At 65.9% G+C, this 15,711-nt stretch carries 17 protein-coding genes and 1 tRNA gene; 16 read left to right on the top strand and 2 right to left on the bottom strand.

Annotated elements, in window-relative coordinates:
- The first annotated feature begins 95 nt into the window (after nucleotides 1-95).
- The 5 genes from C8K14_RS21385 to fliS all read left to right on the top strand — a co-directional run bounded on the left by C8K14_RS21385 (nucleotide 96) and on the right by fliS (nucleotide 4,236).
- Nucleotides 96-311 carry a flagellar biosynthetic protein FliQ gene (locus C8K14_RS21385; RefSeq protein WP_107719063.1) on the top strand — a complete coding sequence of 72 codons (216 nt, stop codon included), beginning with the start codon at nucleotides 96-98 and terminating at the stop codon, nucleotides 309-311.
- Nucleotides 312-313: 2 nt separating this feature from the next.
- Complete coding sequence (gene fliR, locus C8K14_RS21380) at nucleotides 314-1,096, top strand: flagellar biosynthetic protein FliR (protein WP_022678599.1); 783 nt, start codon at nucleotides 314-316, stop codon at nucleotides 1,094-1,096.
- Nucleotides 1,097-1,106: 10 nt separating this feature from the next.
- Nucleotides 1,107-2,261: a flagellar biosynthesis protein FlhB gene (locus C8K14_RS21375; RefSeq protein ID WP_107719061.1), complete on the top strand. Its 1,155-nt coding sequence runs from the start codon at nucleotides 1,107-1,109 to the stop codon at nucleotides 2,259-2,261.
- A gap of 64 nt (nucleotides 2,262-2,325) precedes the next feature.
- Nucleotides 2,326-3,798, top strand: coding sequence for a flagellar filament capping protein FliD (fliD, locus tag C8K14_RS21370; RefSeq protein WP_107719059.1), 1,473 nt, complete (start codon nucleotides 2,326-2,328; stop codon nucleotides 3,796-3,798).
- A gap of 66 nt (nucleotides 3,799-3,864) precedes the next feature.
- Complete coding sequence (gene fliS, locus C8K14_RS21365) at nucleotides 3,865-4,236, top strand: flagellar export chaperone FliS (protein WP_107719057.1); 372 nt, start codon at nucleotides 3,865-3,867, stop codon at nucleotides 4,234-4,236.
- Nucleotides 4,237-4,312: 76 nt separating this feature from the next.
- Here fliS and C8K14_RS21360 read toward each other — a convergent pair whose 3' ends face one another.
- The gene (locus tag C8K14_RS21360) at nucleotides 4,313-5,353 is read right to left on the bottom strand and encodes a chemotaxis protein CheB (RefSeq protein ID WP_022678595.1); all 1,041 of its coding nucleotides are present in this window, start codon (nucleotides 5,351-5,353) and stop codon (nucleotides 4,313-4,315) included.
- A 281-nt stretch (nucleotides 5,354-5,634) separates the two neighbouring features.
- Here C8K14_RS21360 and C8K14_RS21355 point away from each other — a divergent pair, with 281 nt between their 5' ends.
- From C8K14_RS21355 to C8K14_RS21315, 9 genes are all read left to right on the top strand, one after another.
- Nucleotides 5,635-5,895, top strand: coding sequence for an STAS domain-containing protein (locus C8K14_RS21355; RefSeq protein WP_022678594.1), 261 nt, complete (start codon nucleotides 5,635-5,637; stop codon nucleotides 5,893-5,895).
- Nucleotides 5,892-8,171 (top strand): chemotaxis protein CheA, encoded by a 2,280-nt coding sequence (locus C8K14_RS21350; protein WP_107719055.1) that lies wholly within the window; start codon nucleotides 5,892-5,894, stop codon nucleotides 8,169-8,171. The genes C8K14_RS21355 and C8K14_RS21350 overlap by 4 nt, the downstream gene beginning before the upstream one ends.
- Nucleotides 8,168-9,037 (top strand): protein-glutamate O-methyltransferase CheR, encoded by an 870-nt coding sequence (locus tag C8K14_RS21345; protein WP_022677529.1) that lies wholly within the window; start codon nucleotides 8,168-8,170, stop codon nucleotides 9,035-9,037. Before C8K14_RS21350 ends, C8K14_RS21345 begins: the two co-directional genes overlap by 4 nt.
- Nucleotides 9,034-10,074, top strand: a complete 1,041-nt coding sequence (gene cheB, locus C8K14_RS21340; protein WP_062788791.1) for a chemotaxis-specific protein-glutamate methyltransferase CheB — start codon at nucleotides 9,034-9,036, stop codon at nucleotides 10,072-10,074. The genes C8K14_RS21345 and cheB overlap by 4 nt, the downstream gene beginning before the upstream one ends.
- Before the next feature lie 3 nt (nucleotides 10,075-10,077).
- Nucleotides 10,078-10,632 carry a chemotaxis protein CheD gene (locus C8K14_RS21335; protein WP_107719053.1) on the top strand — a complete coding sequence of 185 codons (555 nt, stop codon included), beginning with the start codon at nucleotides 10,078-10,080 and terminating at the stop codon, nucleotides 10,630-10,632.
- 20 nt (nucleotides 10,633-10,652) lie between these two features.
- Nucleotides 10,653-11,024 (top strand): response regulator, encoded by a 372-nt coding sequence (locus C8K14_RS21330; protein ID WP_022677527.1) that lies wholly within the window; start codon nucleotides 10,653-10,655, stop codon nucleotides 11,022-11,024.
- A 35-nt stretch (nucleotides 11,025-11,059) separates the two neighbouring features.
- Entirely contained in the window at nucleotides 11,060-11,503 is a 444-nt protein-coding gene (locus tag C8K14_RS21325; protein WP_054132887.1) for a chemotaxis protein CheW, read from the top strand.
- Between the two features lie 187 nt (nucleotides 11,504-11,690).
- On the top strand, nucleotides 11,691-11,999 hold the full coding sequence (locus tag C8K14_RS21320; RefSeq protein WP_233251185.1) for a hypothetical protein: 309 nt from the start codon (nucleotides 11,691-11,693) through the stop codon (nucleotides 11,997-11,999).
- Between the two features lie 81 nt (nucleotides 12,000-12,080).
- Entirely contained in the window at nucleotides 12,081-12,752 is a 672-nt protein-coding gene (locus tag C8K14_RS21315) for a glutathione S-transferase family protein (protein ID WP_028658198.1), read from the top strand.
- 122 nt (nucleotides 12,753-12,874) lie between these two features.
- Here the strand turns inward: C8K14_RS21315 and C8K14_RS21310 are convergent, their stop codons facing one another.
- Entirely contained in the window at nucleotides 12,875-13,819 is a 945-nt protein-coding gene (locus C8K14_RS21310) for a complex I NDUFA9 subunit family protein (RefSeq protein ID WP_107719064.1), read from the bottom strand.
- 267 nt (nucleotides 13,820-14,086) lie between these two features.
- On the opposite strand from C8K14_RS21310, the gene C8K14_RS21305 reads away from it, so the two are divergent.
- A tRNA-Leu gene (locus C8K14_RS21305) sits at nucleotides 14,087-14,173 on the top strand.
- Nucleotides 14,174-14,338: 165 nt separating this feature from the next.
- A complete protein-coding gene (locus C8K14_RS21300) occupies nucleotides 14,339-15,580 on the top strand; it encodes an integrase arm-type DNA-binding domain-containing protein (protein WP_107719051.1) in 1,242 nt (413 codons plus the stop codon).
- Nucleotides 15,581-15,711: the final 131 nt, after the last annotated feature.

Here is a 15,711-nt window from a genome sequence, read left to right as displayed (position 1 = left end):
TCCGCGCTGTAGCGCTTTCTCGTCGTCTTCATTCCAGTCCATTCCTCAGGTCAGGCTGAGCTTATCATCCTGTCCAGAAAAACGGCACCACCTCACTGGTGGCCGCGCCGGTGTTGCTCGCCAGCCTGGCGGTTGGCCTGGTGGTGGGCATCATCCAGGCGGCCACCTCGGTCAACGAACAGACCCTCACCTTCGTGCCCAAGCTGGCGGTGACCGCGCTGATCCTGGTGCTGCTGGGCGGAGCGATGCTGGGGCTGATCGCCGATTTCATGACCGACGTTTTCGCCCAGATCGCGGCGACGGGGCAGTAACGATGATCGCGATGAATTTCGGGTTCGGCGCGCTGGAAACCGAATTCTGGCGGATGATCTTCCTGATGACGCGGTGCGGCGCGGCGCTGTTTGCCGTCCCGCTGTTCGGCAGCCAGCAAGTGCCGATGCAGGTGCGCGTGGTGCTGGCCGGGGGCCTGGCGGTGATGCTGTGCAACTGGACCACGATCCCGGCACCCGCCGCGCTGTTTTCGCTGCCCGGCCTGCTGGCAACGGCGGGCGAGGTGGTGATCGGGCTGGCGCTGGGCTTCGTGCTGCAATTCGCCTTTGCCGCGCCGATGATCGCCGCCGAAATGATCGGCGCGAGCATGGGCATGAGCATTGCCACCGCCGCCGATCCGGTATCGGGCGCGCATTCGCCGGCGCTGGGGCAGTATTTCTCGGTGCTGCTCACGGTGATCTTCCTGGGCCTGGGCGCGCACCTGCAATGGTTTTCGCTGCTGGTGGAAAGCTATCGCGCGTTTCCGCCCGGTGGCGGTTGGTTCACGCCCGATCGCATGGGGCTGATCGTGGGGTTCGGCACGCAGATGTTCGTGTCTGCCCTGGCCATCGCGCTGCCGGTAGTGCTGCTGCTCTTGCTGGTGCAGTTGACCTTTGGCGTGCTGGCGCGATCGGCGCCCAGCCTCAATATCTTTGCCCTGGGCCTGCCGATGGGCGTGCTCGGCGGCATTGCCGCGCTGATCGCCTCGGCCCCGCTGCTCGATGATGCGCTGACCGATCTGGTCGCCCTGGGCCTGGGCCAGGCCCAGGCGCTGCTGGTGAAATAGGGGGCAGGCCATGGCAGAGAGCGAAGGCAGCGGTGAAAAGACATTCGCCCCTACCGAAAAGCGCAAACGCGATGCCGCACAAAATGGCGACGTGCTGCGCTCGCGCGAGTTGGGCACGGCGGCGGGGATCTTTGCCGGGATTGCCTGGCTGTGGCTGGCCGGGCCCTGGCTGCTGGGCCAGTTGGGCCAGGTAACGCGCAGTGGCTTTTCCTGGGATCGCGACAGCCTGGATCACTTCGATCCGGGCCAGCGCCTCTCCCGCGCGCTGATCGATGTGCTGCCCCCGGTGCTGGTGCTGGGCGTGGGGCTGATCGCCGTGGCACTGGTGTCGCAGCTGGCGTTTTCGTCTGGCCGGTGGAACGCGGGCAACCTGGCGCCCAAGGGGTCGCGCCTCGATCCGGCCAAGGGGCTGGCGCGCATGTTCGGCATCCAGGGCCTGATCGAACTGGGCAAGGGCCTGGCCAAGGTGACGCTGCTGGGCACCATGGCCTATGTCTGGATGCGCGGGCGGGTGATGGCGCTGGTTGGCCTGGGCGGCGGGCAGATCACCCAGGGCGCGCTGGCCGGGCAGCTGGGCTATGCCTGGGATGCGATGCTTTCGCTGCTGGTCTTGCTGGCATCGGGGCTGGTGGTGATCGCCCTCATCGATTTTCCGGTGCAGTTCGTGCGCCGTTTCATGCGCCTGCGCATGAGCCTTCAGGACATCCGCGACGAAACCAAGGAAAGCGAAGGCTCGCCCGAAAAGAAAGCGGCGATCCGCGGCCGCCAGCGCCAGATCGCCATGGCCGGGGTCAACAAGGCCATGCGCGAGGCGCAGTTCGTGATCACCAATCCCACCCACTTTGCCGTGGCGCTGGCCTATGATCCCGATCTGGCGCCCGCGCCGATCGTGCTGGCCAAGGGCCGCGGGGAAAAGGCGCTGGCCATGCGCGAACTGGCGGCCGAACTGGCCCTGCCCACGCTGGAATACCCCGCGCTGGCCCGCTCGGTCTATTACACCACGCGCGAGCGGCAGGTGATCCGCGAGGAACTCTATGGCCCGATCGCGGCGGTCCTGGCGTTCGTCATGTCACTGAAGCGCGGCGATACCCCGTCCGCGCCGATGGTGAATGTGCCCGTCGCGCTGCGCTTCGACGCCGATGGCCGGCCCGAAGCGCTGGTCTGACGGCATGCCTTCCGCGCGGATGAAGCGCCCTTAAACTCCTCAACCGCCGGACGTTCTTGAACGTATGACCACGACCTCATCGACATCGTCGACTTCGGCGTCGACCAGCACCTCGACCACTTCGTCGTCTTCGGCGACGGCCAAGCTGCTGGCGTCGCTGGGCGCCAGCACGATCGACAGCTCGGGCCTGGCCGACCAGCTTTCCGCCGCGCAATACGCCGCGCGGATCGATGCGGTTAACGCCAAGCAGAGCAAGGTCGCCACGCAGATTTCCGATGCCTCGACACTCAAGTCGATGATCAGCTCGCTTGCCAGTTCGCTGGGCGACCGGGTGCGCACCGGCGATCTGGCGGTCACGCCCACGATCACCAACAGCACCGTGGCCACTGTCAGCAAGGGCACGCTCACCGGCAGCGGCACCTCCACGCTGGAAGTCACGCAGCTGGCCAAGGGGCAGACGCTGGTCAGCCCGGCCATGGCGTCGACCGCCAGCGCGGTGGGATCGGGCACGTTCACGCTGCGCTTTGGCACCGTGGCAGGCGGCGCATTCACCGCTGATTCCAGCCGGTCGCAGGTCGATATCACGCTGACCAGCAGCGATACGCTGTCCACCCTGGCGCAAAAGATCAACGCCACAGGCGCGGGGGTTTCTGCCTATGTCGCCACCGGGGCGAGCGGCGCGCAGCTGGTGATCAAGGGCGCCGATGGCGCGGCCAACGGCTTTCAGATCGAAACCACGCCGGCCGCCGGCGATACCACGCTGGCTGGCCTGGCGTGGACGCCGGCGGGCGATGCCACCCGGCTCAAGTCCACCGCCACCGATGCGGCCTATACGCTCGATGGCGTGGCGCGCACCGCCACGTCGAACACCATCACCGATGCGGCGCCGGGCCTTACCCTCAAGCTGACCGGCACCAACACCGGATCGCCGACCACCATCACCTTTTCCGATCCGTCGAGCGCGATCCAGACGGCGATGACCGATCTGGTCGATGCGCTGAACCAGGTGGTCAGCACGCTGACATCGGATACCGATCCCACCAATGGCTCGCTCAACAACAATCCCGGCGCGCGATCGCTGCGCCAGACGCTGACCACGCTGGCCAGCAAGGTGGTGATGCCCAATGCCGCCAGCGGCCAGCCCAGCACGCTCAGCGACCTGGGCCTCAAGATCAACCGCGATGGCACGTTCAGCCTCGATACCACGGTACTCGGCAATTCGCTGAGCAAGAACCCCGATGGCGTCGCGGCCATGTTCACCAACGGCCTCTATGGCGTCTATGCCACGTTCGATTCGATCTCGCGCTCAGTGGCGTCGACCACCGATCCCGGCTCGCTGGGCGGGGTGATCACCTCGCTGGGCACCAAGCAGGCGACGCTGACCACGCAATTGACCGATCTGCAGAACCAGCAGGCCACGCTGCGCAGCCAGTTGCTCACGCGCTATGCCGCCCTGGCCACCAAGGTTTCGGATTCGCAATCGACGCTGACGTTCCTGACCAACCAGATCTCGGCGTGGAACAACAAGAGCGGCTGATGCCGATCGCGATCGTGACCGAGCACAACCGCAGCGTGAATTACCAGAGGGGCAACGGGTTCTGACATGCGCTATAACCGCGATCCGGGGGAAGCCTATCGCCGCGTCGATTTCGAGGCGCGGGTGCACGGCGCCAACCCGCGCCAATTGGTCGACCTGTGTCTGGAACAGGTGGCCGGCTCGCTCGGCCGGGCGATCTATGCCGAAAAGACCGGCGACAATGCCGCCAAGAGCGCGGCGCTTACCCGCGCGGTCTCGGCGTTGACCGCGCTGCAGATGGGCGTGGACAGCCAGACGCCCACCGGCCCGGCGCTGATCCAGCTCTATCAGTCGGCCCGGCGCACTGTGCTCGACAGCGCGCTGCGCTTCGACGGGGCCAAGATGGACACCATTCGCAAGGATTTCCTGGAAATCCGCCAGGCCATGATGGGCCACTGATCAAGCGTTTGCCGCACAGCCACAAGGCCCGGTGACACCATAGCGTCACCGGGCCTTGCCGTTTGTGGTCCCTGGCTCAGCTCTGGTTGCACAGGCCGATCACTGCCGCGCCCAGATCATCGAGCGCGATCTGGCGGCCGGCAGCGCCGATCTCGATCGCGGCGCTTGGCGCTTCGCTGACCAGGGCGCTCTTGGGATCTTGCACGATCGTGTCCATGCCGCTGTCGTGCAGCAGTTTCAAACCCTTGGCACCATCGTTGCCCATGCCGGTGAGCAGCGCGCCCACGGCCGGAATGCCGGCGCGGGCGATCGAGCCATAAAGCAGGTTGGCCGAAGGGCGCGAGCCCTCCACCGGCTCGCGCTCCATCAGGCGGATCTTGGGCGGCTGGCCCGGCTCGATCACCACGTGGCGATCGGGATCGGCGGCGATGTGGATCGTGCCCTGGGCGAGGGCAGCGCCATCGCGGGCGATCTTCACGCTGCAGCCCAGATCGGTATCGAGCCGCTTGATAAAGGTTTCGGCCAGCATCGGTTCGGCCTGAAGGCAGATCACCGTGGGCGGGCATTCATCGGGCCATTCGGCCAGGATCGTGGTCAAGGCGTCGATCCCGCCCATCGAGGCGCTGAACGCCACGAAGCGCCCGTTCCAGGTGAACTTGGCCGCTTCAGCCGCCGCCGCCTCGCGCTTGGCCTGCTGCTTTGACCGGTCACGCACGTTGGAATTGGCCGCGGCCAGCACGATCTTGCCCAGCTTGCCCACGGTCTTGGCAAACTGTTCGGGCGTGGCCTTGAGCGGCTTGGGAAAGCATTCCACCGCGCCCAGCTCGAACGCCTTGAGCGAGGTTTCGGTGCCGGCCTGGGTAAGGCTGGAGAGCATCACCACCGGCAGCGGGTTGCTGCCCATGATCTCTTCCAGGAACTCGATCCCGCTCATCCCCGGCATTTCCACGTCGAGCGTGATCACGTTGGGTTTGAGATCCGCAATGCGTTCGCGCGCGTCTGCCGCATTGGCGGCAGCGCCGACGACGACAACATTCTTGGTCTGGTCGAGGATGTCCGAAAACAGCGCGCGCATCGCCGCCGAATCGTCCACCACAAGAACGCGAGCTTCGTGCATGGATCATGAAACCTTCGTCTGGGCGCCACTGTCACGGCGCCATCTGCAAGCCCATCCATAGCCAGCGAGCCCGGTGCAAATTCCATCCGCGCCCCTAGGTATCTCACCCTAAGAGCACGGAAAGCGCGCCTTTCCCCCTTGCCGCTAAGCCTGTGTCGACCACCCGCCACCGTGTTGCCCACGGCCCGCGCCAAACCCTTGGCAACGGCCGATTCGCCCCACGCAGCGGCCGCCAGAAAGCTGACTTCACGTCATTGCGCTATCGAGGGGAAACCGACGCGATGCCCACGATCACTCTGCCACCCCGCTGCGACCGGGCGGCTGCCGAGGTGCTGCTGCCCGAACTGGTGGCGGCGCTGGGCACCGGCCCGCTGCAGATCGATGGCACGGCCTGCACCCATGTGGGCCAGGCGATGTTCCAGGTTCTGGTGAGCGCGCGGCGCAGCGGCGATGGCGCGGTGATCGAACCCTCGCCCGCCCTGCGCGAAGCCGCCCGCCAGATCGGGCTGGAAACCGAACTCTTTGACGGAGCGCACGCATGAACGCGGAAGAAATCCAGGCGATCTTCTTTGCCGAATGCGAGGAATCGCTGGCCGCGGCCGAACAGGGCCTGGCCGCGTGCAAGGAAGGCACCCAGGACGCCGATACCGTCAATGCCGTGTTCCGCGGGGTCCACTCGATCAAGGGTGGCGCCGGCGCTTTTGGCTTCATCGCGTTGCAGGCCTATACCCACACGTTCGAGACGCTGCTGTCCGACGTGCGCGATGGTACCGTGGCGATCACCGAGCCGCTGATCGATCTGCTGCTGCGCGCGCTCGATACGCTGAGCGACCATGTCATGGCCGCGCGCGGCCAGGGCGACACGCCCGACGATGCCGCGCTCCAGGCTGAAATGACCGCCGCGATGGCCGCCAATGCCGGCGCCGCGCCGGCAGCGGCGCATGAACCGGCGCCCGCGCCAGAAGCGGCACCGGCCAGCAGCAGCAGCGACGACGCCGCGTTCGATGACATGGGCCTCGATTTCGATTCGATGCTCGACAGCATTGCCGGCGCCATGGCGGCCAGCGACAAGGCGGAAAACGCCACCGAGGGCGAAGATGCACCGGGCGGTTGGATCGTCAAGATCCGCCCCCATGCCGGCGCCATGCGCAACGGCAGCGAGCCGATGCTGATGCTGCGCGAAGTGCTGGAGCTGGGCGGCACCTGCGTCGATTGCGAGGTTGGCGCGGTGCCGCACCTCGACGTGCTCGATCCCGGCATGGGCTATCTGGGCTGGACGTTCCGCATGCCCGGCAGCGTTGACGAAGCGAGCGTGCGGGACATTTTCGATTTCGTGGGCGACGATTGCGAAATCGCCATCGGCAGCGAAGCCGTGATGCCGGCGGTGCGCCTGCCGGCAGCCCCCGCGCCTGCCGTGCCCGCCGCCGCCGCGCCGCCGCCGGTTTCGGTGCCGGCCCCCGCGCCCGCGCCACAGCCGGCCGCCGCGCAACCCGCGCCGCCCGCAGCCGCAGACCCTGCCGCCCCGCCAAGCGCGCCGCCGGCACCGGTTGCACCGCCGGCCGCGCCGGCAGCCGTGGCTGCAGCGGCCACGCCGCCAGCCCCGCCCGCGCCCGGCCAATCGATCCGTATCGAGCTGTCCAAGCTCGACAAGCTGATCGATGCCGTGGGCGAGCTGGTCATCGCCCAGGCGATGATGGCCCAGCGCCTGTCGAGCGAAGGCCTGGCCGCGAGCGAGGAAATCGCCGTGCTCGATGGCCTGACGCGCGATATCCAGGAAAGCGCCATGGCGATCCGTGCCCAGCCGATCGGCTCGGTGTTCAGCCGCGTGCCGCGCATCATGCGCGAACTGTCGGCCAGCACCGGCAAGCACGTGCGCCTGGAAGTTTCGGGCGAGAGCACCGAACTGGACAAGACCGTGATCGAGCGGCTGGGTGAACCGCTGACTCACCTGATCCGCAACGCGGTGGACCATGGCATCGAAAAGCCCGAGGAGCGGCTCGCCGCCGGCAAGAGCGCCGAAGGCACGCTGACCCTTTCGGCCGAGCACCGCTCGGGCCGCATCCTGATCCGCATTGGCGACGATGGGCGCGGCATCAACCGCGAACGCGTGCTGGCCAAGGCCATCGAAAAGGGCCTGGTTGCGCCCGATGCCCAGCTCTCGAAGGAAGAGATCGACCTGCTGATCTTTGCGCCGGGCTTTTCCACCGCGCAGACCGTGTCCAATATTTCCGGGCGCGGTGTGGGCATGGATGTGGTGCGCCAGAACGTGAAGGACCTGGGCGGGCGCATCACCATCGAATCCGAACAGGGCGTGGGCACCACGTTCACGCTTACCCTGCCGCTCACCCTCGCCATTTCCGACGGCATGGTGGTCAATGTCGGTGACCAGACGCTGGTCGTCCCGCTGGCCAACGTCGTCGAATCGCTGCGTCCGGCGGTGGAAGACGTCAAAGGCCTGGGCTCCAACCGCGCGATGATGAACGTGCGCGGCCGCTTCATCCCGGTGGTGCCGCTGCACGTGGCGGTGGGCGCCTATGGCGCGGTCGAAGCGCCGCAGGATGGCGTGCTGATCGTGGTGGAGACCGAAGGCGCCGGCCGCGCCGCGCTGCTGGTGGATTCGATCGTCGATCAGCGCCAGGTAGTGATCAAGAGCCTGGATACCCACTACCGCTCGGTAGAGGGCGTGGCCGGCGCCACCATCCTGGGCGATGGGCGTGTGGCGTTGATCGTCGATGTCGACGGCCTAGTCGCGCGCAGCATGGCCGAACATGGCCAGATGGACCTGTCGCACCCACACGGGCTGGCAGAAGCCGCATGAGCGTTCACGCCGCCTTCGACGTCAGCCTGCCCGGCGTCAGCCCGGGGGTTTATGACGCCGCCGATTTCCAGGCGGTGAGCGAGATCGCCCATCGCGAGGCCGGGATCGTGCTGCCGCCGGGCAAGGCCATGCTGGTCTATTCGCGCCTGGCGCCGCTGGTGCGCGATTCGGGCTGCCAGACATTCGGCGCCTATGTCCTGCGCATTCGCGAGGATGCGGCCGAACGCACCAAGGCGATCTGCGCGCTGACCACCAACCACACGTTCTTCTATCGCGAGGCGCATCATTTCGAGCATTTCGCCCAGGTCGTGCGGCCCCACCTGATCGAACAGCTCGATCGCGGCGGCAAAGTGCGCATCTGGTCGGCCGGCTGTTCCAGTGGCGAGGAAATCTGGTCGCTGGTGATGACCCTGCTTGGCCCGGATCGCAGCGAAGGGCTCAAGCTGGCGCGGCGCGATATCCGCATCCTGGCCAGCGACATTGCCACTCATGCGATCACCAAGGCCCAGGCCGCGCGCTATCGCCAGGAAGACCTCAAGCCCGTGCCCGAGGCGCTGCGCCGTGCCTGGACCGTGCCCGATGGCCAGGATGCCACGATCGCGCCCGAGGCGCAGGCGCTACTGCGCTTCCGCCACCTCAACCTCTTGGGCGATTGGCCGATGGCCGGCGCCTTTGACGTGATCTTTTGCCGCAACGTGATGATCTATTTCGACAATCCAACCAAGGAACGGCTCGTGGCGCGCTTTGCCGAAAAGCTCGTGCGCGGCGGCCACCTCTATATCGGCCACAGCGAGCGGGTCACCGGCCCGGCTCTGGAAGAACTGGCGAACATGGGACCAACGATCTATTCGAGGAGGGCGGCATGACGATCCGCGTGGTGATTGTCGAGGATTCGCCCACGATGCGGGCCATCCTCATGAACCGGCTGTCGAAAGAGCCGGATATCGAAGTGGTGGCCGCCGCCGCCAATGCCGCCGAAGGGCGCCAGATGATCCGCGAGCTGGACCCCGACGTGGTCACGCTCGACGTGGAAATGCCGGGCATGAATGGCCTGGATTTCCTGGAAAAGATCATGCAGCTGCGCCCGACGCCGGTGATCATCGTGTCGGGCGCCACCCAGCAGGGCAACGATACCACGGCCCGCGCGCTCGCGCTGGGGGCGGTCGATTGCTACGCCAAGAGCGAGATGGGCCAAGGCATGACGCTGGAAGACAGCGGCCGCCTGGCGAACATGATCCGCAGCGCGTCCAAAGTGCGCTTTGCCCCGCGCGGCGCGCCGGCCCCGGCCGTGCCGACCAGCCGCATCGCCAGCCAGGCGCGGCTGTCGATCGCCGATCGCCCGCGCCTCATCGCCATCGGCTCGTCCACCGGCGGGGTAGAAGCGCTGCAGATCCTGCTGTCGGATTTCCCGGCCGATTGCCCGCCCACACTGATCGTGCAGCACATCAACGAACGCTTTGCCCCGGCCGTGGCGCGCACGCTCGACCAGAACTGCCCGCCGCGCATCCAGCTGGCCGAGCCCGACATGCCGCTGCGCGAGGGCAACGTCTATCTGGCACCGGGCGATGATCGCCACCTGGGCATCGGCGGCACCACCAGCCTGCACGCCAAGCTGCGCCGGGGCGAGGCGGTTTCGGGCCACCTGCCCTCGGTCGACGTGCTGTTTTCGTCTGTCGCCGAAGTGGTCGGCGCCCAGGCCGTGGGCATCCTGTTGACGGGCATGGGCTCTGACGGGGCCAAGGGCCTGCTCGCCATGGCCCAGAAGGGCGCGCGCACCATTGCCCAGGACGAGGCGACCTGCACTGTCTTTGGCATGCCGCGCGCCGCCATCTCGCTGGGTGCGGCCAAGGTGGTGGCGCCGATCGGGCACATCGCCCGCCACGCCTTCAGCAAGGCGGCCTGAGCCATGTTTCACAAACCCATCCTACCCAACCCCAGCGGCCTGGAACGGGTCACCGTGATGCAGGGCCAGGCCCTGGCCAGCGCCGACAAGAGCCTGGAATATTCGACCGTGCTGGGCAGTTGCGTGGCCACTTGCCTGTTCGATCCCGATGCCCGCGTGGGCGGCATGAACCACTTCCTGCTGGCAGAGCCGCCCGCCGGCTATGACACTGCAGTGGACGAACACTACGGCCTCTATCTGATGGAACTGCTGGTCAACGAGATGCTGGCCAAGGGCGCGCGCAAGTCAAAGCTCAAGGCGCACCTTTATGGCGGGGCCAACGTCAACCGTAACATGATGAAGATCGGCTCGGTCAATGCCGAGTTCGCGCGCAAGTTCCTCGCCAACGAAGGCATCGCGCTGCTGCGCGAAGACCTTGGCGGAACCCAGGCGCGGCGCGTCGATTTCCGCCCGGCATCGGGCCAGGTCCGCCTCCGTACGGTGGAAGACCGGCTTGCGCCACCTGTGCAACCCACTGCGCGTCCAGCCAAATCGCTGGGCGATGTCGAACTGTTCTGAATGGAAAAGCGAGTCCAGGCATGACCACTACCACCCGGATCCTGACCGTAGACGACAGCCCGTCGATGCGGGCCCTGCTCAACCACGCACTCACCTCGCAAGGCTTCGATGTCTCGCAGGCCGAGGACGGCATCGCCGCGCTCGACTGGCTGGCCCTCAACGAAGTCGATGTGGTGATCACCGACATCAACATGCCAAGGCTGGATGGCTTTGGCCTGATCGAGCGCCTGCGCGAGGGCAGCCGCCACCGCGATCGCCCGATCCTGGTGCTGACCACCGAAAGCTCGGAAGAAAAGAAGGCCCGCGCCCGCGCCGCCGGGGCGACCGGCTGGATCGTCAAGCCGTTTGACCCGGCCAAGCTGGTCGCGGCCGTGCGCCGCGTGTCGCACTAGGCCATGGCCATCGCAGTCCTGAAGGGAGACAAGCAATGATCCGCGAACTGATCACCTTCGAAGTGGAAGGCCAGGTTTTTGGCCTGGATATCATGGCCATCCGCGAAATCCGCGCCTGGACGCCAACCACGCGGCTGCCGCGCGTGCCGCACTATGTGGCCGGCGTCGTCAACCTGCGCGGCACCGTGCTGCCGGTGGTGGACCTGGCCGCGCGGCTGGGCTGGCGCGCCACCGAGCCGACCCCACGCCATGCCATCATCGTTACCCAGCTGGGCAGCCAGATCGGCGGCTGGATCGTCGATTCGGTCAGCGACATCGTGACCGTGCCCGATGAAGCGATGCAGCCCCCGCCGCCGGCCTCGGGCAGCGATACGGTGGTGCCGTTCCTCGATGGCCTGGCCGCGATCGAAGACAAGATGGTCATGGTGCTGAACCTGGCGGCGCTGGCCGACAGCGATTCGATGGCCGAAGCGGCCTGAACCACGACCACATGACGCGACGCTGCGGAGAGCCTTTGCGATGCCTATCGACACGACCGACCTTTGGCCCGAGCCCGACCCCGCCCCCCGCGCGGCCGGCACCACGGCCCGCGCCGAGGCCACGCAAACGGTCGAGAATGAAGGCTTCGTGCCTTTCGATGCCCCGCCTCCTCCCCTGCCCACCCCCATGTCTACGTCGTCGCCCGCTACCGGCCCGGTCCAAGCCGCGCCGGACGCGGCCAGCCTGCGCGATGCCACGCACCAGCGCATCGCCGTAGTGCTGGAGGAACTGGCGCTCGAAGTGGAAGACCTCGGCGGGCGCCTGTGCACCGACATGGACGTGGCCGCGCGGCACATGGACGTGCTGCAGGCGATCGACCTGATCGCACAGAAGCAGCGCTCGCTGGCCAGGCTGCTGGAGGCCGATTGCCCGATCACCGCGATCGAGCAGATCGGGCTGGACGTGCTGCGCGACCGCATGCGCATGTTTCATTAGCACGGCTGCGGAGCAAAAATTGCGCCCATGCATTACGGCGGTGCTGGACTTGGGCCATGGCCCTCGTCCATGGAGCATGGCATGTGGCAGCTTTATCAGTTTCCCCTTTGTCCGTTCAGCCGCAAGGTTCGGCTGCTCATGGCGGAAAAGGGCATCCCTTATGAATTGGTTCGCGAAAATCCCTGGGACTATCGCGAGGAATTCCAGAAGCTGAATCCCGCCGTGCGCACCCCGGTGCTGCGCGACGAAGGACGCGGCATCACCCTGGTCGATAGCCGGGCGATCTGCGAATATCTGGAAGAAACCAACGACAAGAACCCGATGATCAACGGCACGGCCACCAACCGCGCCGAGATCCGCCGGCTGGTGGCGCTGTTCGACGAGAACTTCTTTGCCGACGTGACCATGCCCCTGCTCGAAGAGCGGATGAAGAAGCGGCTGGTCTATCGCCAGTCACCCGATTCGCGCATGCTGCGCGAGGCGCTGCGCCTGGCGCACGATCACCTCTATTACATCGATCACCTGATCGATAATCGCCCCTGGCTGGCCGGATCGACCATGAGCCTGGCTGACCTGGCCGCCGCGGCGCAGCTTTCCGTGGCCGATTACCTCGGCGGGATCGACTGGAACGGCCACGAACAGGCGCGCGACTGGTATGCTGTGTTCAAGAGTCGGCCCAGCTTTCGCCCGCTGCTTTCCGAACGGATGGACGTGATCCAGCCGCCGGCCCACTATGCCGATGTGAACGCCTAGGGTCTGTGGAGGGCTTCGTCAGGCTCAGCCCGAACGGAGGGAGGAAAAGCAGCTTTCCCTAAAACCCCGTTCGCCCTGAGCCTGTCGAAGGGCCTGTCCTGAGCCTGCCGCCCCCGTGGCAATTACCCCAGGCTCTTGACGCCAAACCGCCCCGCCTTGCGATAGCGCAGCATCCAGCGATCGAGGAACAGGCCCAGCGGCCGCGCGCGCAGGCCAAGCTCGGCCAGCCCCGGCAGCGTGCCGCTTGCCACGCTGCCGGCCTTGAGCAGGGCCAGCTGATCGCGCGACAGCGGGGTGCCCGGCAGGCTGGCAAACAGGCCGGCCATGGCATCGCCCACCGGCACCAGCACGGGCTTGCGCCCCTGCGCCTTGGCGATGCGCTGGTTGATATCCATCATCGTCAGCACTTCGGGGCCGGCCAGTTCGAACGTCTTGCCGGCCTGGGCGGGGAAATCGCTCAGGATCGTGGCGATGGCGCAGGCCGCATCATCGACGAACACCGGCTGCAGGCGGCCTTCGGGGCCGAACACCGGCACCACCGGGAACTGGCTGATCACCTTGCCGAACAGGTTGAGGAACGCGTCATCGGCCCCGAACATCACCGAGGGGCGCACCACCACTGCGCCGGGGAACGCCGCCGCCACGGCCGCTTCGCCTTCGGCCTTGGTGCGGGCATAGGCGACAGGCGAGCCGGCATCGGCGCCGATGGCCGAGACATGCACGAACGCCTGCGCGCCGGCATCCTTGGCCAGCGCCGCCACGCGGCCCGCGCCGCGGCCCTGCACGGCATCGAGATCACCCTTGAACGCGCCGACCAGGTTGACCACCGCATCGGCGCCCAGGAACGCGGCCGCCAGCGAGCGTTCGTTCTGCACGTTCACGCGCAGGAACTGCACCTGGCCCAGATTGCCCAGCGCCTTGATCGCATAGCCGCGTTCGACATGCCGGCTGCACACGCGCAGACGCGCGCCACGCTCCAGCAATTCCTGCGCAAGATGGCTGCCGAAAAAGCCGCTGCCACCCACCAGCACCACCAGCTTGTCTTCCAGATCGCGCACGTTGCCCATAGCCTTGCCTGTTCCACCTTGGTCGGTTTGCGAGAAGAAGCGGCGCGCCGGCCGCTCCACACCATGTTTCATCGCGCCTTGGCACAGCCAGGGCCAGCCGTTCAATGCCCCGGATCAACCACAGTGCCCGGCCAAGCGGAAAATTGCCGGCTGTGGAAAAAAAGATGCCATGAAAATGACAAAACCCGTGTTGACACCCCCCGGCCTCACCCGTATTGGCCCCTCCACCGACGGCGAGTGCCCAACAGCACGCACCGAAGAGAAAGTGCCCAGGTGGCGGAATTGGTAGACGCACCGTCTTCAGGTGGCGGCGCTCGAAAGGGCGTGGAGGTTCGAGTCCTCTCCTGGGCACCATCTCTCATTCCGCGGACGTCCGTAGACGTCCGTGAAGTGGCTGAAATCAGCCAAATTTTGTGCTATGATCGTCCATTCAAATACGGGCGAATTCGGCACCAACCGGGAACAATGCGGGTATATCCGAGGGTATCGATATTCGTCCCTAGCTAGGACGATACCCTCATGGGAACCCTGTTTGTCACCACCATCGCCAGCGCCAAACCGCACGAGCGCGACTATAAGCTGTCGGACGGCGGTGGTCTCTATCTTCTGGTCCGCGCCACCGGCGCGAAGCTTTGGCGTTTCAATTATCGCTATCTTGAAAAGCATCGCACGCTTGCGTTTGGTGCCTGGCCCGAGGTGAGCCTCGCAGATGCGCGCGTGCGCCGCGACGACGCACGGCGCTTGCTTGCTGCAGGCACCGATCCTTCGCACCAACAGAAAGTTGATGCTGCCCGCGCTCGCGTCGCCGAGAACGACACTTTCAAGCTCGTTGCCGAGGAGTGGGTAGCCAAGAACATGCGCGAGGGCATGGCCGAGATAACGCTGAGCAAACTGCGTTGGTTACTCGACAAGGCTTATCCCAGCATCGGAAATCGCCCAGTTGCCAAGATCAATGCGCAGGAGGTTCTAGCCGTGCTGCGCGCGGTTGAGGCAACAGGTCGCCACGAAAGCGCTCGGCGCATGCGGAGCGTACTCAGCCGAGTCTTCCGCTACGCTATCGCGACAACCCGGGCAGAGCGGGACCCGGCAAGCGATTTGCGCGGCGCGTTGACAGTTCCCAAAGCCAAGCACCTTGCTGCAATTACCACCGAGGATCGGGCCGGAGATCTCATGCGCGCGATCGAAGGCTATTCCGGCCATGCCATCACGCTGTTCGCTTTGAAGCTGTCAGCACATCTCTTTGTGCGCCCCGGTGAACTTCGCCAAGCGGAATGGGCAGAGTTCGATTTCGATCGCAGCGTGTGGAACATCCCTGCCGAGAAGATGAAGATGCGCCGCCCGCACCGCGTCCCTCTATCATCACAGGTTGTAGGCCTGTTTGAGGGCTTATGGAACCTGACGGGTCAGGGCCGTTATTGCTTTCCATCATTCCGCACCTCGACGCGGCCCATGTCGGAAAACACGGTCAATGCCGCTTTGAGGGCCCTTGGCTTTGGACAAGAGGAAATGACCGCGCACGGCTTTCGGGCAATGGCGGCCACCCTTCTCAACGAGATCGGACGTTTCAATCCGGATGCGATCGAGCGGCAATTGGCGCATATGGAAAACAACGGGGTCCGCCGCGCGTACACGCGGGGAGAATACTGGAATGAGCGGGTGGCGTTGATGCAGTTCTGGTCCGACGAGCTGGACCGCTTGCGCGATGGCGCGAGGGTGCTCAAGCCTAACTTTGGCGGCCAAAAGTCGTTTGTCTCCGGATAGGCTTTTTGCCGTTAGCTTGGTGCCGAGACTTGCCTAAGAGCCCGATCCGAAAGTTGTTGAGCGATACCAGTATGTTGTGATTCACGCCGTCCTTGCGAGAAGATGGTGTGACCAATGGCATGGACTGATAT

The sequence above is a fragment of the Novosphingobium sp. GV079 genome, assembly GCF_003058045.1.
GTDB lineage: Bacteria > Pseudomonadota > Alphaproteobacteria > Sphingomonadales > Sphingomonadaceae > Novosphingobium > Novosphingobium capsulatum.
This window is presented reverse-complemented; position numbering and strand designations above follow the sequence as displayed.